Here is a 24,992-nt window from a genome sequence, read left to right as displayed (position 1 = left end):
GCGCGGGTGGACATGCCGCGCGCCCCGGCACCCCTAGGCGCCCCCGCCCCCCGCCTCCCCGCACAGGTTCGCCTCCACCCGCCCCAGCAGCCGCGCCAACTCCCCCCGCTCGCCCTCGTCCATCCCCGCCAGCGTGCGCTCCTCCAGCTCTCCCCACGCCACCTCCACCTCCGCCAGCAGCCCGCAGCTCGCGTCCGTGGCCTCGACCAGGACCGCGCGGCGGTCGTCCGGGTCCTGGCGGCGTCGTACGTGGCCCGCCTGCTCCAGGCGCTGCAGCATCTTCGTGACCGTCGACGGGTCCAGGTCGACCGCCTTGATGAGCTCCGACTGCCGTACGGCCCCCTCGTCCCAGAGGTACATCATCAGGAACTCCTGGCCGGGGTAGAGCCCGAGCCCCTTCAGCACCTTGCCCGCCGCGATCCGGTGCAGCCGGGCCACCCGGCTCACGGTGTGGCTGACGGGACCCCGCCGCGCCGCGGTGGGGAGCTCGGTACAGGCGGGGTCGGCCGAAGCCTTCATCGGGACTCCTCGGTCTAGGTCGGTCGCTCGGTCGGTAGGCGTGCAGGAGTGCACCCGCGCACCTGCGTTCCTCCAGATTAGCTTGGTCGGCCAAGGAATGAGTTACAGTGACGCCAGGCCGATTGATTGGCCGACCAATTACATTCCCCTGGGGGCACTGATGACCACCGCGTTCGACTCCCTCGACCTCTCCGGCACCCTGCTCGGCAACCGCATCGCCATGGCCCCGATGACCCGGAGCCGCGCAGGCGCGGGCGCCACCGCCACGGAGCTCACCGCCGAGTACTACGCCCAGCGCGCATCCGCAGGCCTGATCATCACCGAGGGCATCCAGCCCTCCGCCGTCGGCCAGGGCTACCCGGACACCCCGGGCCTGCACTCCGCCGAACAGATCGAGTCCTGGCGCAAGGTCACCGCCGCCGTCCACGAAGCGGGCGGCAGGATCTTCGCGCAGATCATGCACGCGGGCCGCATCGGCCACCCCGCGCTGCTCCCCGACGGCCTGGTGAACGTGGCCCCCTCGCCCGTCGCCGCCAAGGGGCAGGTGTACACGGCCGACGGCCCGAAGGACTTCGTCACGCCCCGCGAGCTGACCGGCGACGAGATCCGCGCCACCATCGGCGACTTCGCGGCCGCGGCCCGCAACGCGATCGACGCGGGCTTCGACGGAGTCGAACTCCACGGCGCCAGCGGCTACTTGATCCACCAGTTCCTGGCCCCCGGCTCCAACCGTCGCACCGACGAATGGGGCGGCACCCCGGAGAACCGCATCCGCTTCGCGGTCGAGACCGCCAGGGCGGTCGCCGCCGAGATCGGCGCCGCCCGCACCGGCCTGCGCCTCTCGCCCGGCAACCCCTTCAACGACATCTCCGAGCCCCAGGCCGAGCGCGAGGCGACGTACACCTCCCTGGTGAAGGAGCTGAGCGCCCTGGACCTGGCGTACCTGCACATCATGGAGGTGGGCCCGATCCGCGACCTGTCGACCACCCTGCGCGCGAGCTTCAACGGCCCGTTCATCCTGAACCCGGCGACCGAGGGCCCCACAGGACCCGACGCGCTCGCGCTCGTCGAGGAAGGCGCCGCGGATATCGTCGCGTTCGGCGCACTGTTCCTGGCCAACCCCGACCTGCCGGCCCGCCTCAAGGCCGAAGGCCCGTACAACACGCCTGACACGTCGACGTTCTACGGCGGCACGGAGAAGGGCTACACGGACTACCCGGCGCTGTAAGCACAGAGCAAGCACAGAGCGACCACGGCGCAAGCGTGAGACAAGTTCGGCCCGGCACCCCCAGGTGCCGGGCCAACTCTCATACGAGACTGCTTACTTCACCGGAGTGAAGTCCCGAGCCCCAATGTAATCCGGCCGCCGGATCGGCGCCGCGAACGGCTCCACCGCCGTGTTCTCCACACTGTTGAACACGATGAAGACGTTGCTGCGCGGGAAAGGCGTGATGTTGTCCCCCGAACCGTGCATGGCATTGCAGTCGAACCAGGTCGCGGAGCCGGCCTCACCGGTGAAGAGCCGGATGCCGTGTTCCGATGCGAGGCTGGTCAGCGTCCCGTCCGAGGGAATGCCCGCGTCCTGCATCTGCAGGGAACGCTTGTAGTTGTCCTTCGGCGTCGCGCCTTCACAGCCGAGGAACGTCTTGTGCGACCCCGGCATGATCATGAGGCCGCCGTTGGTGTCGTGATTCTTGGTGAGCGCGATGGAGACCGAGACAGTCCGCATGTTCGCGAGGCCGTCCTCGGCGTGCCAGGTCTCGAAGTCCGAGTGCCAGTAGAACCCCGAGGCACCGAAACCGGGCTTCACGTTGATCCGCGACTGGTGGATGTACACGTCGGAACCCAGGATCTGCCGGGCCCGACCCACCACCCTCGGATCGGCGGCGAGCTTCGCGAACAGCTCGCTGATTTTGTGCACCTCAAAGATGGTGCGAATTTCCTGGGAACGCGGCTCCACGATGGACCGGTCGTCCGCCCGCATCGTGGGGTCATCGATCAACCGCTCGAGCTCGGCGTGGTAGACGCTCACCTCGTCGGGCGTGATGAGCTGGTCGATCGCCAGGAATCCGTCCCGTTCGAACCCCGCCAGGTCTTCGGCCACGATGGGCCCCGGCGTACCCGGCTCGGACCACACGACGGGGTCCTTGCGCTCGATGAGGACCTCTTCGGTGCCTCGCGTCGGGTACAGGTCGGCGGTGCGTTCGGGTGCGGTGGTCATGGTGTTGCCTGCCTCTCCTCTCGTACGGCCCTTTCCGGGATGTACACCCCCGCCGCCCAGAGGAAGAGGGCGGCGGGGGAGATTCAGGGGGCGTGCTTCAGCCCTGCTGCGCGGCGGCGGAGCTCAAGCCCGCCGTCGGCACTAGGCCGGCTCCGGCTCCGTGAGCAGCGGGTACACGCCGTTCTCGTCGTGGTCCTCACGACCGGTGACAGGCGGGTTGAAGACACAGATGCAGTGGAAGTCCTCCTTGATCCGCATCGTGTGCTTCTCGTTCCCGTCGAGCAGGTACATGGTCCCCGGCGTGATCGTGTACTTCTTGCCGGTCGTGTCGTCGGTCAGCTCGGCCTCACCCTTGGTGCACACGACGGCCTCGATGTGGTTGGCGTACCACATCGACGTCTCCGTACCCGCGTACAGGATGGTCTCGTGGACCGAGAAGCCCACCCGCTCCTTGGCGAGGACGATGCGCTTGCTCTCCCAGGTGCCCGAAGCGGCCTTCACGTGCCGGTCGGTGCCTTCAATGTCCTTGAACGAACGGACGATCACGGTGACTTGGTTCCTTTTCTCTTACGGGGGTGAAGACGCGGCCCGAGGGCCGCCGGGGCGCCGCGTGCGCAGCGCCCCGGCGGCTTCCCGCACCGATCAGGCGGTCTCGCGCACCGCACGGGCGAGCGTGCGAAGTCCTTCGTCCAGCTCGTCGGCGGTGATCGTCAGCGCCGGAAGGAGCTTGACGACCTCGCTCTCGGGGCCGGAGGTCTCGATGAGCAGACCGAGTTCGAAGGCCCGCTTGGCGATGGCGCCGGCGCGCTCCTTGTCCAGGAACTCCATGCCCCAGACCAGGCCGCGGCCGCGGTACTCCTTGATGGCGCCCGGGTTCTCGTCGACGATCGCCTTGAACGCCTCCTCGACCTGCTCGCCGCGGGCGCGCGTCTGCTTCTCCATGGCCGGGCCGTCGGACCAGTAGGTCTCCAGGGCGGCGGCGGCCGTGACGAAGGCGGGGTTGTTGCCGCGGAAGGTGCCGTTGTGCTCGCCCGGCTCCCAGATGTCCAGCTCGGGCTTGAACAGCGTCAGCGCCATCGGCAGGCCGTAGCCGCTGATGGACTTGGACACCGTCACGATGTCCGGCGTGATGCCCGCCTCCTCGAAGGAGAAGAACGCGCCGGTGCGGCCGCAGCCCATCTGGATGTCGTCGACGATCAGCAGCATGTCCCAGCGCTCGCACACGTCGGCGAGCTTGCGGAGCCACTCGGCGCGGGCGACGTTGATGCCGCCCTCGCCCTGGACCGTCTCGACGATCACGGCGGCGGGCTGGTTGAGGCCGGAGCCCTGGTCCTCGAGCAGACGCTCGAACCAGACGAAGTCGGGGGTCGTGCCCTCGAGGTAGCGGTCGAAGGGCATCGGCGTGCCGTGCACCAGCGGGATGCCGGCGCCGGCGCGCTTGAAGGCGTTGCCGGTGACCGCGAGGGAGCCGAGCGACATGCCGTGGAAGGCGTTCGTGAACGACACGATCGACTCGCGGCCCTTGACCTTGCGGGCCAGCTTCAGCGCGGACTCGACCGCGTTGGTGCCCGTCGGGCCGGGGAACATGACCTTGTACGGCAGGTCACGCGGGCGCAGGATGATGTTCTGGAACGACTCCAGGAACGCGCGCTTGGCGGTCGTCGACATGTCGAGGCCATGGACGACGCTGTCGCGCTCCAGGTAGTCGATCAGGGCGCGTTTGAGGACCGGGTTGTTGTGGCCGTAGTTGAGCGAGCCGGCCCCGGCGAAGAAGTCGAGGTACGAGTGGCCGTCCTCGTCGAACATGCGGCTGCCCTGCGCACGGTCGAAGATGGTGGGCCAACCGCGGCAGTAGCTGCGCACCTCCGACTCCAGGGTCTCGAAGACGCTCAGGTCGGGCTGGGTGATGGTCACAGCAGATCTCCTGGGAGATGGAAAGACGTGGGAGGTGGGGGGTGACAGGTGGTTCGTGGGGGGAACGGCGGAACTCAGCCGACTGGCTCGGCCGACTCGATCTGCGCGGCTGTCCCGGTCTCGGTGATCGGCTCTATGAGGAACAGGACCTCGGGCAGGTGCCCCTCGTCGGGGAACAGCCCCGCGTCGAAGAGCACCGTGCGCTCGACCGACGCGCCGTGGCGCTGTGCGTATGAGGTGAAGAGCCGCTCGGACGCGGTGTTGTCCGGCGTGATGGTCGTCTCGACCGAGACCAGCTCCCGGTCGGCGGCGACCTTGGCGGTGAGACCGTCGAGCAGCGCACCGGCAAGGCCGCGGCCTCGGTGCGCCTGGTCGACGGCCACCTGCCAGACCACCAGGGTGCGCGGCCGCTCGGGCCGGATGTAGCCGGTGATGAACCCGGCGGGCTCACCGTTCGCGTCCCTGGCCACCACGGAGGTCGCCGCGAAGTCGCGGCACCACAGCAGGTAGCTGTACGAGGAGTTGAGGTCCAACACCTTCGAGTCGCGGGCGATCCGCCAGATTGCGGCGCCGTCGGCGACGTCGGGGGTGTCGAGGCGCAACCCCTCGGGCATTTCCAGGGAATTCGCTTGCAGGTCGGTCGGTAGATCGGCTTGTGCAGCGGTCATGCGGATTGAATTTACCGAGCAATTTCTTTAATTGCATCGGCGGGAGGGGTTACGTAAGAGCGCCCCATGTGTTATCACGCGGGGGTGCGCGCCCGCAGGAATCCCCGGCGATATGGCCTGATTTGCTGGGGTCATAGGCCGCAAAGCGGGCGCGATGTGGAGTACGTCACAGAACCGTAACTCCCACGAAGCCTGTCCGAATTGTGAGACTTGGTGCTGACGAAACCTTAGTGTTTAGGTCTCCGGAAAGCGGGCAGAAGAATACGGGAAGCTGTGCTGATAAAGTGGATAAAGAAGCGGTGAGAATGCGTCCGTGAATTTACGTAGAGTATTTACGGCCCCGTCAACCCGTCGATTCCCTCCCTGAGGAGATCGGCGTGACCGTTGTGCCGTGCGTACTCCTCGACGAGGTGGACCAGGATCCAGCGCAGGCTGACCTCGGCGCCGCCCGTCACGGCAACCTCCCGCTCGCTCAGCCGCCCGACGCCGTCCGGCGAACGTCCCTCGCACAGCTCCCGGTCCCGCCAGGCGGGCACGCGCTGGAAACCAGTTCCGCTCCACCTCGGCCAGATGCCGCACGAGACCGAGCGGCGTCAGCGACGAGGACGGGACCGACGCGGTACGGGTCTGTGCGTCATCGAGCCCGGAACACTTGACCGCCAGGGTCCCGCGATGGAAGTCGAGCCAGTCCGCCGGCATCGCGGGCTCGCCCGCCGTCGGGGCGGGGACAGGGCGGCCGTCCGGGAGCGTGGGCATGGCGGTCACGCTGCCATGGACACCCACCCGGACGTCGGCTGTTCGCTCTGAGCTTGGTGTGGCCCGGAGCCGCATGAACTCGCGGCCACCGGGAAGACGGGGGCGCCTACTGCCAGGCGGCCGTCACCGCACGGCGTGCCGCTTCGAGGTCGACCGCGAGACCGGCCTCGCCCATCGCGGCACCCAGTGCGGCGAGCGAGGCGTGCACGACGCCGCGGGTCGCGTCGGGGCCGTAGTGGTTCACCCGGATCATCTCCTTGGCCAGCGCGCCGCCGCCGGCGACCAGCGGAAGCACCGGGTCGGCCGCGAGCGCCTTGGCGACGAGCACCGAGGCGTCGACGCCCTCCGGGGCCCGCAGCGTCGTGGCGACCGGAGCGGCGTCCCGCGCCTCATGGACGTACGGCGTAAGCCCGCCGCCCAGGGCGATCGCGCCCGCGCGGGTCGCCGCGGCGGCGGTGGCGTGCCGCGCCATCAGCGCGTCGAGCCCCTCCGCCTCGATGCGCTCCACGCACGCCTCAAGGGCGAGCATCTCCAGCTGGGCCGGTGCGTGCAGCAGCGCCTTGCGCCCGCCGTCGATCCACCGCTCCTTCCAGTCCAGGAGGGAGAGGTAGGAGCGGCGGGGCGCCTGCGGGTTGGCGGCGAGGCGGGCCCAGGCCCGCTCGCTGACGGAGACGGCCGAGACGCCCGCGGGGCCGCCCATCGCCTTCTGCGCGCCGATCACGCACAGGTCCACGCCCCACGCGTCCGGAAGCAGCGGCTCGGCGGCCACCGACGCGACGGCGTCGAGCATGAAGAGGGCGCCGTGCTCGCGTACGACCTCACCGATCTCGGCGACGGGGTTGGTGTTGCCGGTCGCGGCCTCCGCGTGGACGAGCGAGACGAAGTCGATCTCGGGGTGCGCGGCGAGCGCCTCGCGGACCTGCTCCGCCGTCACGGCGGTGTGGAAGGGGACGGCGAGATCGACGACGGTCGCGCCGCAGTCCCGCAGCCAGTTCCCGAAGGTCTGCCCGTAGGGCCCGGTGATGATGTTCAGCGCGGTCGTGCCGGGCTGCGCCGCTCCCCGGATGCAGCCCTCCAGGGGAAGGAGCGCCTCGCCCTGCATGATCACGACGTCCTGCGAGGTGGAGAGCAGCCCGGCGACGCGCTCCTCGATGGAGGCGAAGTGCTGGGCGCTCAAGGGGGCCAGGTCAAGGAATGGATGCGTCGTCACGGTGCTGCTCACTTCGCTGCTCACTTCGCTCACGAGTTCGTTCGGGCTGCCGGACCGAGCGTACCGACAGGCTCCTAAGCTGCTGTACATGAGCGATCACAGCCATCACACGGTGCTGCACGTGAAGGGTCGGGTGCTGGTCGGCCCGGACGAGGTCCGGGACGAATTGTGGGTGGTCGGGGGCAGGGTGACGTACGACCGCCCGGCGGCGGCGCCGGACGTCACGATCGACGGCTGGACGCTCCCCGGCCTGGTCGACGCGCACTGCCACGTGGGCCTTGACGCGCACGGCCCGGTGGACGCGGCCACGGCCGAGAAGCAGGCGCTGACCGACCGCGAGATCGGCGCGCTCCTGATCCGCGACGCGGGCTCACCCTCGGACACCCGCTGGATCGACGACCGCGAGGACCTCCCGAAGATCATCCGGGCGGGCCGCCACATCGCGCGCACGCGCCGCTACATCCGCAACTACGCCCACGAGATCGAGCCCTCCGACCTCGTCGCGTACGTCGCCCAGGAGGCGAGGCGCGGCGACGGCTGGGTCAAGCTGGTCGGCGACTGGATCGACCGCGACGCGGGAGACCTGACGGCGTGCTGGCCACGGCCCGAGGTGGAGGCCGCGATCGCCGAGGCACACCGCCTGGGCGCGCGGGTCACGGCGCACTGCTTTGCCGAGGACTCCCTGCGGGACCTGGTCGAGGCGGGCATCGACTGCATCGAGCACGCCACGGGCCTGACCGAGGAGACCATCCCGCTCTTCGCCGAGCGGGGCGTCGCGATCGTCCCGACGCTGGTGAACATCGCGACGTTCCCGCAGCTGGCCGACGGCGGCGAGTCGAAGTTCCCGAAGTGGTCACGGCACATGCGCCGCCTGCACGAGCGGCGCTACGACACGGTGCGGGCCGCGTACGACGCGGGGGTGCCCGTGTACGCGGGCACGGACGCGGGAGGTTCACTGGCCCACGGCCTCGTCGCCGCCGAGGTGGCCGAGCTGAGGCTGGCGGGGATCCCGGCACTGGACGCGCTGTCGGCGACCACGTGGGGAGCGAGGTCCTGGCTGGGGCGGCCAGGGCTGGTGGAGGGAGCACCGGCGGACCTGGTGGTGTACGGGGCCGATCCGCGCCAGGACGTGGGGGAGTTGGGGAACCCGCGGAGGGTGGTCCTGAACGGGAGGGTGGTGGGGTAGCCCCCGGGAGGGGCTCCTAGGCAGGGGCGGGTCCGGCGGGAGAGAAAGCCCCGCCCTCCAGCACCGGCACCCGCTCCGAAGCGCCCGACTCCACGGCCACCGCCACATCCTCCGCGAAGCCGTGGGCCAGCAGCTCCCGCCCCGAGGCACAGTCGGCGACCGCCGACGCGACGTCCGCACAGGACGTGTACGAGGCGGCTGCCATGGAGGCCTCCGGCGAGAGCCGGGCTCCGCGCAGTGCGGAGGCGACCGCTGAGACAATGGCCCCCGCTCCCAGCAGATCCTCCAGAGCGGGGCGCAGGCCCCCGTCGGCCCACCGCTCACCCGCGGCGACCACGGCGACGGGCCGGTCGGGCCCGCCGTACCCCTGCCCGGAGAGCCAGCTCCCCACCGCCGTCGCGTTCCTGAGGCACCCCGCGACGACTGCCCCGGACGCACCCGCCGCCGCGGCGATCGCCGACCCGTTGGGCGAGGGCAGCACGAGGCGGGGCGTGAAGGGTGCCCGGCGCAGTGCGGCGGGCGAGAGGGACCACGGCGACCCGGAGGTCACCGCGCGTCGCCCCACCGCCAGTTCGGCGTCCCGCTCGGCGGCGAAGGCGACGGCGCTCTCGTCCCGCCACGCGTAGGGGAAGACCCTCGTCCCCGCGTCCACCGCGACCGAAACCGCCGTCGTGAACGACAGCACGTCGACGACGACCAGGCACGTCACGTCCCCGGCCGCCATGAGCCGCAGGGCCCCCTCGGGCCCCCACTCGAACCGCACCCCGTACGCGCCCTGTGCGAACCATTCCGCGCCGGTCGTGCGCTGTGCCTGCCCCATGTGCTTCATGTGCCTCATATTGACGGAGCGTTACGCGCGAGGCCTCTGTTTCGTTGCACATCATTCGGCCATGAGCCGGGCGGCAAGCGATGTGTTCGAGCCAGGGAGTTGCTCGGGGGGCTGGTGGGAACGTCCGTGCCGGAAGATTCGAAAGCAAGGGCGGAAACCTCCCTTTGGAGTGAACTCACGCTTCGTCGCTGGCTATTCACTCTCAGTGCGTAAAGATTCCCCCTGTCGATGTTGCCGGTGCCGCGCTCAAGCGATGTCCCCATCCAGCGAAGCGCGGCGCTTTTGGCGGCTCCGTAACTCTTGTGGGGGTTCCACCACCTTGAACAGCAATGCCTTCCGCCTGCCCGCACGCCGCCTCGGCGTGATCGCCACCGCCACGGTCCTCGTCGTGGGACCCGCGGCGCTCGCCACCGCGGGCCCCGCCTCGGCCACGGGCGGCGACAAGGGCCGCGCGAACGCCGTCGTGCTGCGCACCGGGCTCGACGTGTCCCTGCTCAACAAGACCCTGAACGTCCCGCTCCGGGTCTCGCTCAACGAAGTTCAGGCGCCGGCGAGCGCCGAGAAGACCGCGCTCACCGCCAAGCTGGACGGCGTCAGCGGCGGCCAGGCGTTCAGCGTGCTGCGGGCGGACGTGGCCACCGCGAAGGCGACCGTCGAGGACGGGAAGGCGGAGGGGTACAGCAACATCGCGCGGGCCAAGGTCCATGTGCCCGGCCTGCCCCTGCTGTCCCTGATCGAGGTCGAGCAGGTGACGTCCAAGGCGGTCTGCGCGGCGGGCAAGCGGCCGGTCGCCGAGGCGAATCTGCTGGGCGGCGTGACGGTGCTCGGCAAGAAGGTCACGCTGTCGGCGGGGGGCCCGACCCAGGTGACGGTGCCGGGGGTCGGAGAGGTGCGGCTCGACCTGTCGAAGACGCACACGACATCGCGTACGGCGGCGGCGTCCGCCCTGGAGCTGAAGGTGTCCGTGAACCCGCTGAAGCTGAACGTCGCGGAGGTGGAGGGGACGCTGACGCTCGCGGGTGCGTCGTGCGAGACACCGGCGGCGGCCGCGAAGCCGGAGCCCTCGCCCCCGGTGAAGCCGCAGGGGGGCGCGGGGGAGAAGCCGGTGGCCGCGAAGCCGGAGAAGCCCGCCGAGGCGAACCTCGCCGAGACCGGCGGGAACTCCGCCACTCCGTACCTGCTGGGTGGCGGGGTGCTGTTGCTCGCCGGGGGCGGGGCAGCGGTGCTCATGGCCCGGCGGATGCGCAGGGGCTGAATCCTTTGGCCCGTGGGGGATCGGGGCGGGGTTGGGGAAGGAAGGTCCTCAGCTCCCCAGCACCGCCCTCAACGCCCCCAGCAACCGATCCGTCGTCCCCCGGTCCCGCACCGCCACCCGGAGCCACTCGTCCCCGAGGCCCGGGAACGTGTCCCCGCGCCGCAAGGCGAAGCCCCGCTCCCGCAGGCGTTCGCGGAGAGCCGAGGCCCCGGGGGCCCGGAGCAGGATGAAGGAACCCTCGGCGTCCTCCACGGCCCGCACCCCATAGTGGGTGAACTCCCTCAGCCCACGCAGGAGATGGGCCCGGTCGGCGGCGATCCGCAGCGCCGCCTCGGACGCCTCGGCCAGCGCCGCGGGCGTCACGCAGGCCTCCGCCGCCGCGAGGGCGGGCGAGGACACCGGCCACAAGGGCTGCGCCGCGGCCAGCGACTCGATCGTCTCCGGGTCGGACAGGACGTAACCGATCCGCAGCCCCGCAAGACCCCAGGTCTTGGTCAGGCTCCGCAGCACCACGAGCCCCGGTACGTCCGTACGGCCCGCCAGCGCCTCCCGCTCCCCGGGCACCGCGTCCATGAACGCCTCGTCCACCACCAACACCCGCCCGGGACGGGCGAGTTCGGCGATCGAGGCGGCCCGGTGCAGGACCGACGTCGGGTTCGTCGGGTTGCCGATCACGACCAGGTCGGCTTCCTCCGGGACGGTCGCCCCCGCGAGACGGAACCCGTCCTCCTCCCGGAGCAGGACCCGCCCCACCGTGTGCCCCGCGTCCCGCAGCGCTGCCTCTGGCTCGGTGAACTGCGGGTGCACCACCACGGGCTGACGCACCTTCAGGGCGCGCGCGAGGAGTACGAACGCCTCCGCCGCGCCCGACGTGAGCAGCACCCGCTCCGGCGCCACGCCGTGCCGTGCCGCCACCGCCGTCCGCGCCGCCCGGCCGTCCGGATAGGCGGCGAGGCCGTCGAGCGATGCGGCGATGTGCCGCTTCAGCCAGGCGGGCGGGGTGTCCGCGCGGACGTTCACCGCGAGGTCGGTGACGCCGACGGCGCCCCGGACCTCGGCGTCTCCGTGATGCCGCAGGTCAGGCCCGCCGTCGTGGTCAGTGTGCGGGTGCATGGGTGACGTCACCGCCGGCCGCCTCCCGGTAGCGCTCCATGACGAGGTCGAGCAGTTCCTCCTCGGGGCCGATCACGTCCGCCGGGAGCACCTCGACCTCGGGGTGCGCCGCCGCCCAGCCCTCCGTCTGCTGGAGGAGCCGCTCCGGCAGGGCGCCGGTGAAGAGGAAGTAGGGCAGGACCACGATCCGCCGCGCGCCCAGGAGCACGCAGCGGTCGAGGCCCGACGGCACGTCCGGCGCCGCGAGCGACACGAACGCCGTCTCCACACCCGCGTAACCGCGCCCCTCCCACAGCAGACGGGCCGCCCTGTGGACCTCGGCGTTGGCCTCCGGGTCGGTCGAACCGGGGGCCACGAGCAGGACGGTGACGTCCGCGCGGTCCCGGGGCGTGCGGGCCGGGCCGCCGAGCGCCTCGTCGAGGCGGCGGCCGAGGACGTTCAGGAGTGAGGGGTGCGGGCCCAGGGGGCGGCCGCAGACGTACGAGGTGCCGGGGTGACGTTCCTTCTCGCGGGCGAGCGCCTCGGGGATGCCGCCTTTGGCGTGCTCGGCGTGCTCGGCGTGGTCGGCGCGGTCGGCGGGCACCAGCGTCAGAGGGACGGCCGCGAAACGTTTCGCGCCCCGTTCGACGAGGTCGGTGACCGCGTCGCCCAGCGGCGGGGGTGACGGTTCGACGAAGCCGCCGGCGACCGGGAGTCCGGGGTTGCGGCGGGCGAGCTCCTGCACGAAGTCCCGGAAGGCGGCCGCCCCGGCCTCGTCCCGGGTGCCGTGGCCGGCGATGAGCAGTGCGGGCGGGGTGGTCACTCGGACTCCTTGATTGCTGTGCCTGTTCCGTTCGGATCCTGAGGAGGCGCGGACGTGAGCGGCGCCTTCTGGAGCTGCGCCTTCTCGAGCGGCGCCTCGTACGAGCGGCGTACGACCGCGCAGGTCGCCCTGGACGCCCGGCCTTCCGGTGCCGACTTCCGCTTCGGCACGACGAGTTCACCGCCGCCGTGCAGCAGTGCGGCGGCCTCCGCCACCGAGGGCGTACCCACGGCGGAGAGCGGCGCGGCGGAGGGGCTGGGCACGTCGACACCGGCCAACTCGTCGGCCGTGTACGTCACGACCGGCACCCCGAGCCGCGCCGCCGCCCCGACGACTGCAGGTTCCGCGGCCTTCGTGTCGACGGTCGCCAACGCGGCGACGGAGGCGGGCGAGATCCCCGCGTCCCGGAGGGTGTCTTCGACGAGCCCGACGACTTCCTCGGCGGGCACCCCCTTGCCCGCACCGACGCCCACCACGAAGTCCGCCACGAAGCCCTCCACGAACTCCGCCACGAAGCCCTCCTCGTGCCCGCCCGGTGGCGAGACGCCGGGCCGGATGTCCAGTTCGGCGGGCCCGAACCGCTCGGCGAACGCCCGTACGATCCCGAAGAACCCGGGGCCCCCGGAGGCGGGCACGACGACACCGCTGCCATCCGCCACCCCGTCCGCTCCAGGCAGCAATCGAGCCGCTTCGATGTGCCGCCCGGCCCCCACGACGAGCCCCGCGGCGCGCAACGCGTCGAGGGCCGATGCGTCGAGCGGCGCCCCCGTCCCCGTACCGACGACAGCGATCATGAGGTGGCCTCCGGCCCTTCGGCAGCGGCGGCGCGCCCGATGTGGATGTGCGGGGCAGGGGGTGGATCGGCTAGCAAGGGCGCATGGCGGTGTTCGTGGCGCTCGGCGCCTTTGTGATGACTCTGGTGGGCGGCTGGACGGCCCAGCGGGTCACTGACCGGCGCCACCTCGTCCTGGGGCTCGCGGGCGGTCTGATGCTCGGCGTGGTCGGCCTCGACCTGCTGCCGGAGGCGCTGGAGGCAGCGGGCGGCCCGGTCTTCGGCGTACCCGCCGCGCTGCTCCTGTTCGTCGCGGGCTTCCTCACCGCGCACCTGGTGGAGCACCTCCTCGCGGGGCGCCACGCGGCCCACGGGGCGGACGAGCACACGAACGGCCGAGTCCCGCAGGTGGGCCTCACGGCCGCCGCCGCGATGGTCGGCCACAGCGCCATGGACGGCGTCGCCATCGGCGCCGCCTTCCAGGTGGGCGGCGGCATGGGTGTCGCGGTGGCCGTCGCGGTCATCGCCCATGACTTCGCGGACGGCTTCAACACGTACACGCTCACCAGCCTGTACGGGAACGCCCGCCGCAAGGCCCTCGCGATGCTCTTCGCGGACGCGGTGGCCCCGGTGGCGGGCGCCGCTTCGACGCTCCTGTTCACCATTCCGGAGCAACTTCTCGGCGGATATCTCGGCTTCTTCGGCGGTGCGCTGCTCTACCTGGCCGCCGCGGAGATCCTGCCGGAGGCCCACCACGAGCACCCGGCGCGCTCGACGCTGCTGTGCACGGTGGCGGGGGCGGCCTTCATCTGGCTGGTGGTGGGCATCGCGGAGTGAGGCCACGGCGTGCACCGGGGTCACGACGCCCCGCCCCGCGCCCCGCCCCGCGGCCCGGCCCCCACCGGCCCTCTGGTCATCCCCCGCACCTCTCCACGAACCGCCGGGCGACACCGGGTTCGGCGGCCCAGTGCGTGTGCAGATAGCTCGCGTGCACACCCTGCTGCACGAAGCCTTCGACGCGTCGTTCCGGGGAGTGCAGACCCCAGGCGGGAGCCGCCCCGGCGCCCGGTTCGACGACGGTGCGGTGGAACTCGTGCCCGCGCATCCGGGTCCCGACGGCCGCGAGCGGGCTGTCGGACACGGCGACGGCCTCGCGGTACCCGAGGGTGAGCCGTTCGGACATCCGCGAGCGGGCGTCGAGCACGCCGCACATGGGCTTTCCGTCCAACTCCCGTGTCAGATAGAGCAGTCCGGCGCACTCGGCGGCGACGGGCGCCCCGCTCAGCGCCAGCTCGGCGACGATCTTCCGCAGCGGTTCGTTGGCGGAGAGCTCGGGCGCGTACACCTCGGGGAACCCGCCGCCGATGATCAGCCCCGCGGTGCCGGGCGGCAGTTCCTCGTCGTGCAGCGGGTCGAAGGTCACGACGTCGGCGCCCGCGGCGGTGAGCAGCTCGGCGTGCTCGGCGTAGGAGAAGGAGAAGGCGGCCCCACCGGCGACGGCGACGACCGGCCGACGGCCGTCTCCCTTCCGCCCCTCAGGCGTTCCCGGAGCTTCCGCACCCGGATCCCACGTCTCACCGCTCATCGCGGGCGCACTGCGCGCCAGCGCGAGGATCGCGTCGAGGTCGCAGCCCTCCCGCACCCGGGAGGCGAGCGCGGCCACCGACTCGACGGCTTCGGCCTGCCGCTCGGCCACCGGGACGAGCCCCAGATGCCGCGAGGGCGCCTTGACCTGCTGCACCCGCCCCAGCGCGCCGAGGACCGGCACCCCGGACTCCTCCAGGGCGTCCCGCAGCAGCTCCTCGTGGCGCGCGGACCCCACCTTGTTGAGGATCACGCCCCCGATCCGCACCTGCGGATCCCAGGACGCGAAGCCGTGCACCAGCGCGGCGACCGAGCGGGACTGGGAGGACGCGTCGACGACCAGGACCACCGGCGCCCGGAGCAGCTTCGACACATGCGCGGTGGAAGCGAGTTCACCTTGGCCGGACGCCCCGTCGAACATCCCCATGACGCCCTCGACCACGGCGAGATCGCATCCGCGGGCCCCGTGGTTGAACAAGGGCGCCACCATCCCGGGCCCGCACAGATACGCGTCGAGATTGCGCCCCGGGCGCCCCGTGGCCAGCGCGTGATACCCGGGGTCGATGTAGTCGGGCCCCACCTTGTGCGGGGACACCGCGAGCCCGGCCTCCGAGAACGCGGCCATCAGACCCGTGGCCACGGTCGTCTTGCCGCACCCGGAAGACGGCGCGGCAACGACAAGCCGAGCTACCACTCGATGCCCCTCTGGCCCTTCTGACCGGCGTCCATCGGGTGCTTGACCTTGGACATGTCGGTGACGAGATCGGCGAACTCGACCAGGGCGTCCGGTGCGTAGCGCCCGGTGATGACGACGTGCTGGTGTCCGGGACGATTCCGGAGAACCTCGACCACCTCGTCCACGTCGATCCACCCCCAGTGCAGGAGATAGGCGAACTCGTCGAGAACGTACAGCTGGTACGTCTCGGCGGCGAGGTCACGCTTGACCTGCTCCCACCCCTCGCGGGCCTTGTCCTCGTGGCTCGGCTCGCCCTCGGCGGGCGCCCGCTGGATCCACGACCAGCCCTCGCCCATCTTGTTCCAGGTGACGGACCCGCCCTCGTCGGACGCCCCGAGCACCTTGAGGGCGTTCTCCTCGCCGACCTTCCACTTCGCCGACTTCACGAACTGGAAGACCCCGATGGGCCACCCCTGATTCCACGCCCGCAGCGCCATCCCGAAAGCGGCGGTGGACTTCCCCTTGCCGATCCCGGTGTGCACCATCACCAGCGGACGGTTGCGCCGCTGACGCGTGGTGAGCCCGTCGTCCGGCACCACGTTCGGCTGTCCCTGAGGCATCAGGCCACGCTCCTCATACGAGTTCCAGTTACGTCCTTGACGAGCCCGGCGATGGACTCCGCCCGCAGTTCGTCCAGCGTCACGACGGTCCCGCCGAGCTCGCCCGCGAGCTGCCCGGCGAGCCCGAGCCGCACGTGCCCCGACTCGCAGTCGACGACCACGGAAGCGATCCCCGCGGCCCCGAAAAGGCGCGCCGCACGCCCCGCCCTGGCCACCGGCTCCACGCCTCCCGTGGCCCGGCCGTCCGTGACGACCACGACCAGCGGACGCCGCGCCGGGTCCCGCAGCCGCTCGACCCGCAGCACGTCGTGCGCCTTGAGCAGCCCGGCGGCGACCGGCGTACGCCCGCCCGTGGGCAGCGTCTCCAGGCGAGCGGCGGCCGCGTCGACGGACGAGGTGGGCGGCAGCGCCACCTCGGCGTCGGACCCCCGGAAGGTGACGAGCCCGACCTTGTCCCGCCGCTGGTAGGCGTCGAGCAGCAGCGAGAGCACCGCTCCCTTCACGGCGCTCATCCGCTGCCGCGCCGCCATGGACCCGGAGGCGTCCACGACGAAGAGCACGAGGTTGCCCTCACGCCCCTCGCGCGTCGCCTGCCGCAGATCGTCCCGCCGCACGACGAGCCCCCGCCCCGAGCGCCCACGCGCCCGCTGGTGCGGGGCGGCCGCCTGCACGGTCGCCGCCAGGTGCAGCTTGGTGAGCGCCCCTTGAGGCCGCCGGGCCCCGGTGGTCCGCCCGTGCTCGGTCCGCGCCCGGGAGCGCCGCCCCGCGGCACCCTCGCCGAGGCCGGGCACGGTCAGCATCTTCGTGCGGAACGGCTCGGAGGCCTGCACGGGCTGCTGCTCACCGCCGCCGGCCGGGGCCTGCGCGGGGACCTGTGCGGGGGAGGAGTCGTCGTCCTGCCCGGTCTGCCGGTCGTCGGCGGCGGGCGCGTCGGACGTGTCAGGGGTGTCCGGGGTGTCGGGTCCGCCCTGGGGCGGCTGCCCGCCCCCGCCGGGCCCGTCGTCGTCGGGCTCGGGGTCGTCGTCCCCGTCGCCCCCGGTGTCACTGCCGTCACCGGCCTGCTCCAGCGTGTCGTCGAGCTTGTCCTCGTCGAGCCCCGGAGCGTCGAAGGGGTTGCGCCGACGCCGGTGCGGAAGGGCGAGGAGGGCGGCCTGCCGCACATCCTCGGCGAGCACGTCGCTGCGTCCCGCCCAGGCGGCAAGCGCCGTCGCGGTACGCGCCATCACGATGTCCGCGCGCATCCCGTCGACCTCGAAGGCCGCACAGGTGGCGGCGATCTGCCGCAACGCCCCGTCGCCGAGCCGTACTTGGGGGAGCAGCGCGCGCGCCGCGACGATCCGCTCCCGCAGCGCGGACTCGTCGTCGTGCCACCGCGCGGCGAAGCCTTCGGCGTCGTCGTCGTACGCGAGCCGCCGTCGTACGACCTCGACCCGCTGATCGGTCTCGCGGGACGCGGCGACCTCGACGGTGAGCCCGAACCGGTCGAGCAACTGCGGGCGCAGTTCGCCCTCTTCGGGGTTCATGGTGCCCACGAGCAGGAACCGGGCGGCATGCCGCACGGACACGCCCTCACGCTCCACGTACGAGGCACCCATGGCGGCGGCGTCGAGCAGCAGGTCGACCAAGTGGTCGTGCAGCAGGTTGACTTCGTCGACGTAGAGGATGCCGCGGTGGGCGTCGGCGAGCAGGCCGGGCTCGAAGGCCTTCACGCCCTCGGACAGCGCCCGCTCGATGTCGAGCGCACCGACGAGACGGTCCTCGGACGCGCCGACGGGCAGCTCGACCATCCGCGCGTCGCGCACGGCGGCCCCGCCGGCGTCGTGCGGCCCGTCGGGGCAGGCCGGGTCGGGGGCGGCCGGATCGCAGGAGAAGCGGCATCCGGCGACGACGGGCACCTGCGGAAGGAGGGCGGAAAGGGCCCGCACGGCGGTGGACTTGGCGGTCCCCTTCTCCCCGCGCACGAGCACGCCGCCGACGGCGGGCGAGACGGCGTTGAGCAGCAGGGCGAGCCGCAGGTCGTCCTGCCCGACGAGAGCGGTGAACGGATAGGGGGTACTCACAAGGCCTCCATTACGTGGTGCGGGGCGGGGCAGGGGACAGCGGCAGGAGGGTCATGAGGGCGCCCCCGGTGGGATGAAGGGGAGGCCGGGCGGGGCGCCGGTCTCGATCAGACGGAACAGGGCGTCCGTGTCCGCGTGTTCCTCGATCAGGTCACCGAGCAGGTCGAGCTGCTCCTCGCGCAGCGCGCCGAAGCTGGTGTCGGGCGCGGGCACGAAGCGGCGCCCCGCGGCGCGGGCGACCTCGGTGAGGAAGCGGCGCCGGAACGCGTCGGACTCCAGGGAGCCGTGCCAGTGCGTGCCCCACACCTCGCCGACGCGGCAGCCGTCCAAGAAGGGCTCTCCGCCCAGGACTTGGGCGACGCCGTGATGGATCTCGTACCCCTCGACGGGTTCTCCGAGGGCCTCGCCGACCGGGCGCGCGAGGGTCTTCTCGCGCTCGAAGCGCACGCGCACGGGCAGCAGTCCGAGCCCGTCGACGGCTCCGGCCCGCGACTCGACGTCGTCCTCGATGTGCTCGCCGAGCACCTGGAAGCCACCGCAGATCCCGAGCACGGGACGCCCCTCGGCGGCGCGCCGCGCGATGGCGTCCGCGAGGCCGCGCTCGCGCAGCCACTGAAGGGCGCGCACCGTCCCGCGCGTCCCCGGCACGACCACCAGATCGGCGTCGACGAGCTCGTCGGCCCGGTCCACGAACCGCACGACGACGCCGGGTTCGGCGGCCAGCGCGTCCACGTCCGTGAAGTTCGACATCAGCGGCACGGCACAGACGGCGACCCGCAGCACGTCCTCACCGACCGGGGGAGCGACGACGGACTCCCTGACGGCACCCCGCAGGGACACCCGCAGGCCGTCCTCCTCGTCGATGCCGAGGCCGTGCTGGAACGGCAGCACACCGAACGTACGCCGCCCGGTGAGCCCCAGCAGCATGTCGAGCCCGGGTTCGAGCAGCGAGACGTCGCCCCGGAACTTGTTGACGAGATACCCGGCGACCAGCTCCTGGTCTTCGGCGCCGAGCAGCGCTGTCGTCCCGAAGAAGGAGGCGAAGACGCCACCGCGGTCGATGTCGCCGACGACGAGGACGGGGAAGCGGGCGGCCCGCGCGATCCCCATGTTCACGATGTCCGTACGCCGCAGATTGATCTCGGCGGGACTGCCCGCGCCTTCGCAGATCACGGCGTCATAGCTGCCCCGAAGTTCCTCCAGGCATCCCACGACGGTGGAGAGCAGTGCTTCCTGCCGCCCACCGTGGTAGCCCCGCGCGGTCATCTCGCCCACGGGCTTGCCCATCAGGACGACCTGGCTGCTGCGGTCGCTGCCCGGCTTGAGCAGCACGGGATTCATCAGCGCGCTCGGCTCGACGCGGGCGGCCTGCGCCTGCATGGCCTGGGCGCGCCCGATCTCGGCACCTTCGCGCGTGACGAAGGAGTTGAGGGACATGTTCTGTGCCTTGAAGGGCGCGACGGAGACCCCCTTGCGGGCCAGCCACCGGCAGATCCCGGCGGTGACGACGCTCTTCCCCGCGTCGGACGTGGTCCCTGCGACGAGCAGTCCACCACTCATGAGGCCCTGCCTTTCCGTATCGTGCTCACGGCCGCGGCGACCCCCAGGGTCAGCAGCCCCACCCGCCGCGACAGCTTCACGGCCCGCTCGATGTCGGCGACTTCGACGCCCCGCCCTTCCCCGTTCAGGACGGGCCGGTGCTCGACACGCCCCGCGTACGAGAGAGTCCCCCCGAGCCGTACGCCCAACGCCCCGGCGAAGGCGGCCTCGACGGGCCCCGCGTTGGGGCTCGGGTGCTTGGCGGCGTCGTCACGCCAGGCCCGCAGCGCACCGCGCGGCGAGTCCCCCGCCGCGGCCGCGAGCACGGCGGTGAGCCGGGCGCCCGGCCATCCCAGTACGTCGTCCAGGCGGGCGGAGGCCCACCCGTAGCGCCGGTACTTCGCGGACTTGTGCCCGACCATGGCGTCCAGCGTGTTCACGGCCCGGAAGCCGACAAGCCCGGGGACCCCGCCCAGAGCCCCCCACACCAGGGCCCCCACCACCGCGTCGGACGTGTTCTCGGCGACGGACTCGACCACGGCACGCGCGATGCCGTCGGCATCCAGCGCCTGCGGATCGCGCCCGCACAGATGCGGCAGCCGTTCCCGCGCCACCTCGACGTCCCCGGCGGCGAGCGCCCCGCCGATGGCCCGCGCCTCACGGCCGAGGGAGGTGCCGCCGACCACGGCCCAGGTGGTGGCCGCGGTCAGCGCGACGGACGCGGCGCGGGAGTCACGTACGAGAGAAGAGACCAGGGCGGCGGCACCGGCCGCGCCCCCGGCACACACCACGGCGTGCAGGGCGCCCCACCCGCGGTGGTCACGCCACAGCACACGCTCGACGGCGCCGGCGGCCCGCCCGAACGCGGCGACCGGGTGCCCGCGACGAGGATCGCCGAGGAACAGATCACCGAGGAGGCCGGCGGCGGCGCCGTACGCGAAGTCGCGATCGGCACGCACGGGTTCAGCCGGCCGGTACGTGGAGGGGAACAGACAGGGGCACAGGAACCGGCAACGGGCGGCCGCGCATGGCGATATGTCCTCACTCAGGGTGTCCGCGCCCTGGTTCGACGTGACCGGCGGGGAGAGTTCCTGGCTTCCGAGGAGTCCGCTCCTCGATGACAGTGGCGGGACCGCGCCGGATTCGCACCGGCTTCCTCTCCTGCCGCCGTAATGGCTCCGGCAGTCCACCACGCCCGCGAACGCCCGTCAACTTGCCGTTGACCTGGGACGGGAGAGTGTGCCGAGGCACACATGGGGCCGGTTTTTCCCTAGGCCTGGAAATTGAACTTTCCTAGACTGGAACGCGACAACCGGAGAGCGGTCCACGAGTGATTCGGTCCGGGTCGTTACGTGGTGTGGTGGTTCTCGGCGGACCTCTCGGCCCTCCGAGATCACGGCGCTATCGTGCATCGGCGTGGGCGGAGCACGCCGACATGGACGCGCGTCGAGCGGCGCCGGCTCTCGGGCAGGGGGAGGTCGGCGTGGCCAAGGAAAGTCCGTGCGGGTGCTTCTGGCGCAGGAGCAGCTACAGCGGGGCCGACGGAGATTGCGTCGAAGTCGCCTTCATACGGAATGCGGTGATCGTCCGTGATTCGCAGAACCCGTCGGGGCCACGTGTCGTCTTCTCCGACAAGCGCTGGCAGGCGTTCCTGAACGCTTTCGTCGGTGCCGGGGGAGAAAGAGGGGGAACAGGATGACTGAGCATCATCTCGCCGAAGTGCGGCACCTGGTGAACGGTGTGCACGGGGGGAAGCGGAAGGCATCAGGGGTTGTCGTGGTGGTGGCGGGGTGTGTGCTGCTCGGCGCGGCCGCCACCCTGGTCGGCGCGGCGGCTTCGCTGCTGGTCGAGGGCACGGCCGCCCGTCTCGCCGTCTGGGCCTTCGCGGCCATGGCGGCCGCCGTGTCCATCGGGCTCTGGTGGGGCTTGGCCGAGTTCAGGCAGGATCATCGGCCTCGGCCCTGGGCTCGGGCCGCTGAGCGGGAACCACAGCACGGCGGTCGTCGCTGAGTGTGGGCGTCGCCCCTGTCTGCGAGATCAACTGGGTGAGCTGGCGGCTCAGCGCGATCACGGGGGCCGAGAAGACGGCGATCACCGAGCCGACCGTCCAGAAGCCCGTCATGCCGACGGCGCCCAGGACGACGAGCACTCCGGTGAGCGTCAGCACCAGAACGAGTATGCAGCCGGTGCAGTAGACGATCCTGGTCGTGAACATCCGGAGGCTGTCGTCCGTGCGGTGGCGGTCCAGCGTGTCCATCCGGTCCGTGCGGCCCTGGTTGGCCATCGCTTCGCGGACGAGCTGGTTGTAGGTGGGGCCTTCGGCCGGTGTCTGTCCGGCAGAGGCGCCGCCGGCGGCGTCGGACGCCGAGCCGGCCGAAGCCCCATCCGCGCCTTGCGCACCACCTGAACCACCGCTTCGCCATGGCGCCCATCTGATGGCCGCGAGGACCCCTTGCCACCACTCTCGCAACGCGGCTGGCATATTGAGGCCTCCTCGCTCCTCAGGGACTCCTTGGGTCCGAGAGGTCAGCTGCTGTCAATGCCGTCCCTGACCCGGTTGATCAGGTCAAGGGCCTTCTCCCCGGTGTACGCGGTCTCGCGGAGAGACTCGAAGCACTCCTGGTGACGCACGATCAGCTCGTGGTCGTCACGGATCGACTGGTTCCCCTGTGCTTCCAGGTAGAGCAGGTCCTCGTCGTCCAGGAAGCCGAGCAGGATGAAGCTGCTCAGGGTGGAGTAGTGGGCGCCGGCCGTGAACGGCAGCACCTGGAGGGACACCTTCGGGCGGGCCGAGACGTCGATGAGGCGCTGCAGTTGGGCGCGCTGTACGCGTGGTCCGCCGACCTGGCGGTGCAGTGCGGCCTCGTCGACGATGAAGAACGTCCACGGAGGGTTCTCGCCCTCCAGGGCACGCTCCTGGCGCACGGTCCGCAGCTCCACGATCCGCCGCGCCTTCTTCTCGTCGACACGCGGGGCGAGGAGCGCCATCGTGTACTCGTCCGTCTGCAGAAAGCCGGGCACGATGATCGGGTTGTACGTGCGAATGGACGCGGCGGCGCTCTCATAGCCCAGGTACTGACTGAACTGCGGCCCGATGACGTCGTGGTACGCGGACCACCAGCTCGGCCCCTTGGAACCGCGGGCGGCTGCTTCGAGCTCTGCGCCGAGTTCCTGGTCCGTCACGCCGTACTGCTGGAGGAGAGCGCGCAGATCGGTCACGGAGAGGCTGACCGTGCCCTGCTCGATCCTCATGATCTTGGACAGTGACCAGTCGAGGGCTTGGGCGGCTTGGCCCTGTGACTGCTCCGTGGCCTCGCGGGCCTTGCGGAGCGCGATGCGAAGCCTGCGGCGATTCAGGCTCGGGTCGACATCCCTCGGCATGGTGGCTCCTCGCTGTCGTGATGGCTGCTGATTCAATGACATAGGGCAGAGAGCCGTATGTGCAGCCGACGCTAGCAGACAGCTTAGTAGCAGTATGCCATATGTCACTTCGCCGCATCGCATGCGCTCGTTCGTGTGAAAGGCGGGGTTCGCGGACACGAAAAAGCCGGGTGGGGTGCACCCGTGAGGTGCGTCCCACCCGGCTCTTGCGAAGGCCGGAGTCGTCGTCAGGCTCAGGCGACGATCAGGTAGATCCCGTACGCCACAGCCGCCGCGCAGAGCGCGAAGCACACGTACGCGCCCGTGCGTGCCGCCACGGGAGGGCCGCCGGCGGAGGCGGAGGAGGTGGCGCCGGATGTCGCCGCCGCCTCGCGCTTGGAGAGGCCGACGATGCCGAGGGTGAAGAGGCCCACCAGGGCCACCGTCACGCCGAGGCTGACTCCGAATACGGAGCCGAGAGCTGCCCAGTCGATGTTCATGGTCAGTTGTCCTTACACCGTGGCGGGCCGGGCGGGGTCCGCCACGGTGCCGGTCGGGGCCGGGATGGTGGCCTTGACGAGGTCGACGTCCGAGGTCGTCACGGCCGAACCGGTGGGCGGCGGGGTGACGGCGGCCATCGCGGTGGTCACGACACCGGCGGGCTCGGCTTCCGAGGAGCCGCGGATCTCGTCGTCGGCCACGTTCGTGTGGTCGACGGCGTTGCGCCGGGACAGCACCCAGATGACGGCGGAGCCGCCGATGAGGAGCGCGGCGGTCGCCGCGACGCCCCAGGGGCCCTGCTTGGTGAGGAACTCCGCGCCCGCGCCGACCAGGCCGGCGGCCGGGAGCGTCAGGCCCCAGGCGATGAACATGCGGGTCGCCGTGGACCAGCGGACCACACCGCCCTTGCGGCCGAGGCCCGCGCCCATCACGGCGCCCGAGCAGACCTGGGTGGTGGAGAGCGAGAAGCCGATGTGCGAGGAGGCGAGGATCGCGGTCGCGGCGCTGGTCTGGGCGGCGAAGCCCTGCTGCGGCGCGAGGTCCGTGAGGCCCTTGCCCATGGTGCGGATGATGCGCCAGCCGCCGAGGTAGGTGCCGAGCGCGATGGCGACACCGGCCGAGACGATGACCCACATCGGGGGGTTGGCGCCCGGGTTCAGGACGCCGCCGGTGATCAGGGCCAGCGTGATGATGCCCATGGTCTTCTGCGCGTCGTTCGTGCCGTGCGCGAGTGAGACGAGGCCCGCGGAGGCGATCTGACCGGTGCGGTAGCCCTTGGCGGTCGCCTTGGTGTCGGTGTTGCGCCCGATGCGGTACGTCAGGCGCGTGGCCAGCGTCGCGGCGATGCCGGCCACGAGGGGCGCGGCGATCGCGGGGATCAGGATCTTGGTGACGACGGTGCCGCCGTTGATCGACGACCAGCCCATCGACATGACCGCGGCGCCGATGAGGCCACCGAAGAGTGCGTGGGAGGAACTGGAGGGCAGGCCCACCAGCCAGGTCAGGAGATTCCAGAGGATCGCGCCGACCAGGGCCGCGAATATCACCTCTGTCTTCAGTCCGTCCTCGTTGACGATCCCGCCGGAGATCGTCTTGGCGACCTCGACAGACAGGAAGGCGCCGACGAGATTCAGCACGGCGGACATGGCCACCGCCGTCTTGGGCTTGAGAGCGCCAGTCGAGATGGTGGTCGCCATCGCGTTGGCCGTGTCGTGGAAACCGTTCGTGAAGTCGAACACGAGAGCGGTAACGATCACGATCCCGAGGAGAAGCGTGATGTGTTCCATTTACCCAGGCTTCTGTTGGACGTCAGTGGCAAGTGGAACGTAGGCAACCAGGGTGAACGGAAAGTGAACTGGGCCGGGCCGTGCGGTGACCCAATACGGGGCACCGCCGCTCCGGTTCCGT

Annotated in this window: 24 protein-coding genes, 2 pseudogenes and 1 riboswitch; of the genes and pseudogenes, 5 read left to right on the top strand and 21 right to left on the bottom strand. The window is 71.4% G+C overall.

The window, feature by feature from the left end; all coding sequences use genetic code 11:
* Positions 1–33 precede the first annotated feature (33 nt).
* On the bottom strand, positions 34–519 hold the full coding sequence (locus tag ABZ833_RS41045) for a MarR family winged helix-turn-helix transcriptional regulator (RefSeq protein WP_361058290.1): 486 nt from the start codon (positions 517–519) through the stop codon (positions 34–36).
* 160 nt (positions 520–679) lie between these two features.
* On the opposite strand from ABZ833_RS41045, the gene ABZ833_RS41040 reads away from it, so the two are divergent.
* Positions 680–1,747, top strand: a complete 1,068-nt coding sequence (locus tag ABZ833_RS41040; RefSeq protein ID WP_361058288.1) for an alkene reductase — start codon at positions 680–682, stop codon at positions 1,745–1,747.
* Between the two features lie 93 nt (positions 1,748–1,840).
* Here ABZ833_RS41040 and thpD read toward each other — a convergent pair whose 3' ends face one another.
* The 6 genes and pseudogenes from thpD to ABZ833_RS41010 form a co-directional block, all read right to left on the bottom strand.
* Entirely contained in the window at positions 1,841–2,740 is a 900-nt protein-coding gene (gene thpD / locus ABZ833_RS41035) for an ectoine hydroxylase (RefSeq protein ID WP_361058286.1), read from the bottom strand.
* Positions 2,741–2,881: 141 nt separating this feature from the next.
* Positions 2,882–3,286 carry an ectoine synthase gene (locus ABZ833_RS41030; RefSeq protein ID WP_249590689.1) on the bottom strand — a complete coding sequence of 135 codons (405 nt, stop codon included), beginning with the start codon at positions 3,284–3,286 and terminating at the stop codon, positions 2,882–2,884.
* A gap of 96 nt (positions 3,287–3,382) precedes the next feature.
* A complete protein-coding gene (gene ectB / locus ABZ833_RS41025; protein ID WP_249590690.1) occupies positions 3,383–4,654 on the bottom strand; it encodes a diaminobutyrate--2-oxoglutarate transaminase in 1,272 nt (423 codons plus the stop codon).
* Positions 4,655–4,728: 74 nt separating this feature from the next.
* On the bottom strand, positions 4,729–5,322 hold the full coding sequence (gene ectA, locus ABZ833_RS41020) for a diaminobutyrate acetyltransferase (protein ID WP_361058283.1): 594 nt from the start codon (positions 5,320–5,322) through the stop codon (positions 4,729–4,731).
* A gap of 332 nt (positions 5,323–5,654) precedes the next feature.
* A pseudogene (locus tag ABZ833_RS41015) lies at positions 5,655–6,078 on the bottom strand (DinB family protein).
* Between the two features lie 106 nt (positions 6,079–6,184).
* Positions 6,185–7,288 carry an aminotransferase class V-fold PLP-dependent enzyme gene (locus tag ABZ833_RS41010; RefSeq protein ID WP_361058281.1) on the bottom strand — a complete coding sequence of 368 codons (1,104 nt, stop codon included), beginning with the start codon at positions 7,286–7,288 and terminating at the stop codon, positions 6,185–6,187.
* Between the two features lie 88 nt (positions 7,289–7,376).
* Here ABZ833_RS41010 and ABZ833_RS41005 point away from each other — a divergent pair, with 88 nt between their 5' ends.
* The gene (locus ABZ833_RS41005) at positions 7,377–8,474 is read left to right on the top strand and encodes an amidohydrolase family protein (protein WP_361058279.1); all 1,098 of its coding nucleotides are present in this window, start codon (positions 7,377–7,379) and stop codon (positions 8,472–8,474) included.
* Between the two features lie 16 nt (positions 8,475–8,490).
* On the opposite strand, the gene ABZ833_RS41000 is transcribed toward ABZ833_RS41005, so the two are convergent.
* On the bottom strand, positions 8,491–9,303 hold the full coding sequence (locus tag ABZ833_RS41000) for a 2-phosphosulfolactate phosphatase (RefSeq protein WP_361058277.1): 813 nt from the start codon (positions 9,301–9,303) through the stop codon (positions 8,491–8,493).
* A 319-nt stretch (positions 9,304–9,622) separates the two neighbouring features.
* On the opposite strand from ABZ833_RS41000, the gene ABZ833_RS40995 reads away from it, so the two are divergent.
* Positions 9,623–10,558, top strand: a complete 936-nt coding sequence (locus ABZ833_RS40995) for an SCO1860 family LAETG-anchored protein (RefSeq protein ID WP_361058275.1) — start codon at positions 9,623–9,625, stop codon at positions 10,556–10,558.
* A gap of 48 nt (positions 10,559–10,606) precedes the next feature.
* Here ABZ833_RS40995 and cobC read toward each other — a convergent pair whose 3' ends face one another.
* The 3 genes and pseudogenes from cobC to ABZ833_RS40980 form a co-directional block, all read right to left on the bottom strand.
* Positions 10,607–11,671 carry an Rv2231c family pyridoxal phosphate-dependent protein CobC gene (cobC, locus tag ABZ833_RS40990; RefSeq protein WP_361058273.1) on the bottom strand — a complete coding sequence of 355 codons (1,065 nt, stop codon included), beginning with the start codon at positions 11,669–11,671 and terminating at the stop codon, positions 10,607–10,609.
* On the bottom strand, positions 11,655–12,473 hold the full coding sequence (locus ABZ833_RS40985; protein ID WP_361058271.1) for a sirohydrochlorin chelatase: 819 nt from the start codon (positions 12,471–12,473) through the stop codon (positions 11,655–11,657). The genes cobC and ABZ833_RS40985 overlap by 17 nt, the downstream gene beginning before the upstream one ends.
* A gap of 107 nt (positions 12,474–12,580) precedes the next feature.
* Positions 12,581–12,949, bottom strand: a pseudogene (locus ABZ833_RS40980) (cobalamin biosynthesis protein); the annotation flags it as partial.
* Between the two features lie 401 nt (positions 12,950–13,350).
* On the opposite strand from ABZ833_RS40980, the gene ABZ833_RS40975 reads away from it, so the two are divergent.
* Positions 13,351–14,082: a ZIP family metal transporter gene (locus tag ABZ833_RS40975; RefSeq protein ID WP_249590698.1), complete on the top strand. Its 732-nt coding sequence runs from the start codon at positions 13,351–13,353 to the stop codon at positions 14,080–14,082.
* Positions 14,083–14,158: 76 nt separating this feature from the next.
* Here the strand turns inward: ABZ833_RS40975 and ABZ833_RS40970 are convergent, their stop codons facing one another.
* From ABZ833_RS40970 to ABZ833_RS40950, 5 genes are read right to left on the bottom strand one after another with little or no spacing between them, the layout of a single operon-like run.
* The gene (locus tag ABZ833_RS40970) at positions 14,159–15,523 is read right to left on the bottom strand and encodes a cobyrinate a,c-diamide synthase (RefSeq protein ID WP_361058269.1); all 1,365 of its coding nucleotides are present in this window, start codon (positions 15,521–15,523) and stop codon (positions 14,159–14,161) included.
* Entirely contained in the window at positions 15,517–16,125 is a 609-nt protein-coding gene (gene cobO / locus ABZ833_RS40965; RefSeq protein ID WP_361058267.1) for a cob(I)yrinic acid a,c-diamide adenosyltransferase, read from the bottom strand. Before cobO ends, ABZ833_RS40970 begins: the two co-directional genes overlap by 7 nt.
* Entirely contained in the window at positions 16,125–18,185 is a 2,061-nt protein-coding gene (locus ABZ833_RS40960) for a putative cobaltochelatase (protein ID WP_361058265.1), read from the bottom strand. The genes cobO and ABZ833_RS40960 overlap by 1 nt, the downstream gene beginning before the upstream one ends.
* Positions 18,186–18,236: 51 nt before the next feature.
* Complete coding sequence (locus ABZ833_RS40955) at positions 18,237–19,745, bottom strand: cobyric acid synthase (protein WP_361058263.1); 1,509 nt, start codon at positions 19,743–19,745, stop codon at positions 18,237–18,239.
* Positions 19,742–20,683 carry a cobalamin biosynthesis protein gene (locus ABZ833_RS40950; RefSeq protein WP_361058261.1) on the bottom strand — a complete coding sequence of 314 codons (942 nt, stop codon included), beginning with the start codon at positions 20,681–20,683 and terminating at the stop codon, positions 19,742–19,744. Before ABZ833_RS40950 ends, ABZ833_RS40955 begins: the two co-directional genes overlap by 4 nt.
* A 104-nt stretch (positions 20,684–20,787) precedes the next feature.
* Positions 20,788–20,922: riboswitch (cobalamin riboswitch) on the bottom strand.
* Positions 20,923–21,159: 237 nt separating this feature from the next.
* Between ABZ833_RS40950 and ABZ833_RS40945 the strand changes: the two genes are divergently transcribed.
* On the top strand, positions 21,160–21,423 hold the full coding sequence (locus ABZ833_RS40945) for a DUF397 domain-containing protein (protein WP_361058259.1): 264 nt from the start codon (positions 21,160–21,162) through the stop codon (positions 21,421–21,423).
* A gap of 65 nt (positions 21,424–21,488) precedes the next feature.
* Here ABZ833_RS40945 and ABZ833_RS40940 read toward each other — a convergent pair whose 3' ends face one another.
* From ABZ833_RS40940 to ABZ833_RS40920, 5 genes are all read right to left on the bottom strand, one after another.
* The gene (locus tag ABZ833_RS40940) at positions 21,489–21,674 is read right to left on the bottom strand and encodes a hypothetical protein (protein WP_361058257.1); all 186 of its coding nucleotides are present in this window, start codon (positions 21,672–21,674) and stop codon (positions 21,489–21,491) included.
* Positions 21,661–22,206: a hypothetical protein gene (locus ABZ833_RS40935; protein ID WP_361058255.1), complete on the bottom strand. Its 546-nt coding sequence runs from the start codon at positions 22,204–22,206 to the stop codon at positions 21,661–21,663. The genes ABZ833_RS40940 and ABZ833_RS40935 overlap by 14 nt, the downstream gene beginning before the upstream one ends.
* A gap of 44 nt (positions 22,207–22,250) precedes the next feature.
* The gene (locus tag ABZ833_RS40930) at positions 22,251–23,105 is read right to left on the bottom strand and encodes a helix-turn-helix transcriptional regulator (RefSeq protein WP_361058253.1); all 855 of its coding nucleotides are present in this window, start codon (positions 23,103–23,105) and stop codon (positions 22,251–22,253) included.
* 233 nt (positions 23,106–23,338) lie between these two features.
* Positions 23,339–23,584, bottom strand: coding sequence for a hypothetical protein (locus tag ABZ833_RS40925; protein ID WP_249590708.1), 246 nt, complete (start codon positions 23,582–23,584; stop codon positions 23,339–23,341).
* Positions 23,585–23,596: 12 nt separating this feature from the next.
* Complete coding sequence (locus ABZ833_RS40920; protein ID WP_361058251.1) at positions 23,597–24,871, bottom strand: inorganic phosphate transporter; 1,275 nt, start codon at positions 24,869–24,871, stop codon at positions 23,597–23,599.
* Positions 24,872–24,992 lie beyond the last annotated feature (121 nt).

This window comes from Streptomyces sp. NPDC047525 (assembly GCF_040643025.1).
Classification (GTDB): domain Bacteria; phylum Actinomycetota; class Actinomycetes; order Streptomycetales; family Streptomycetaceae; genus Streptomyces; species Streptomyces durmitorensis.
This window is presented reverse-complemented; position numbering and strand designations above follow the sequence as displayed.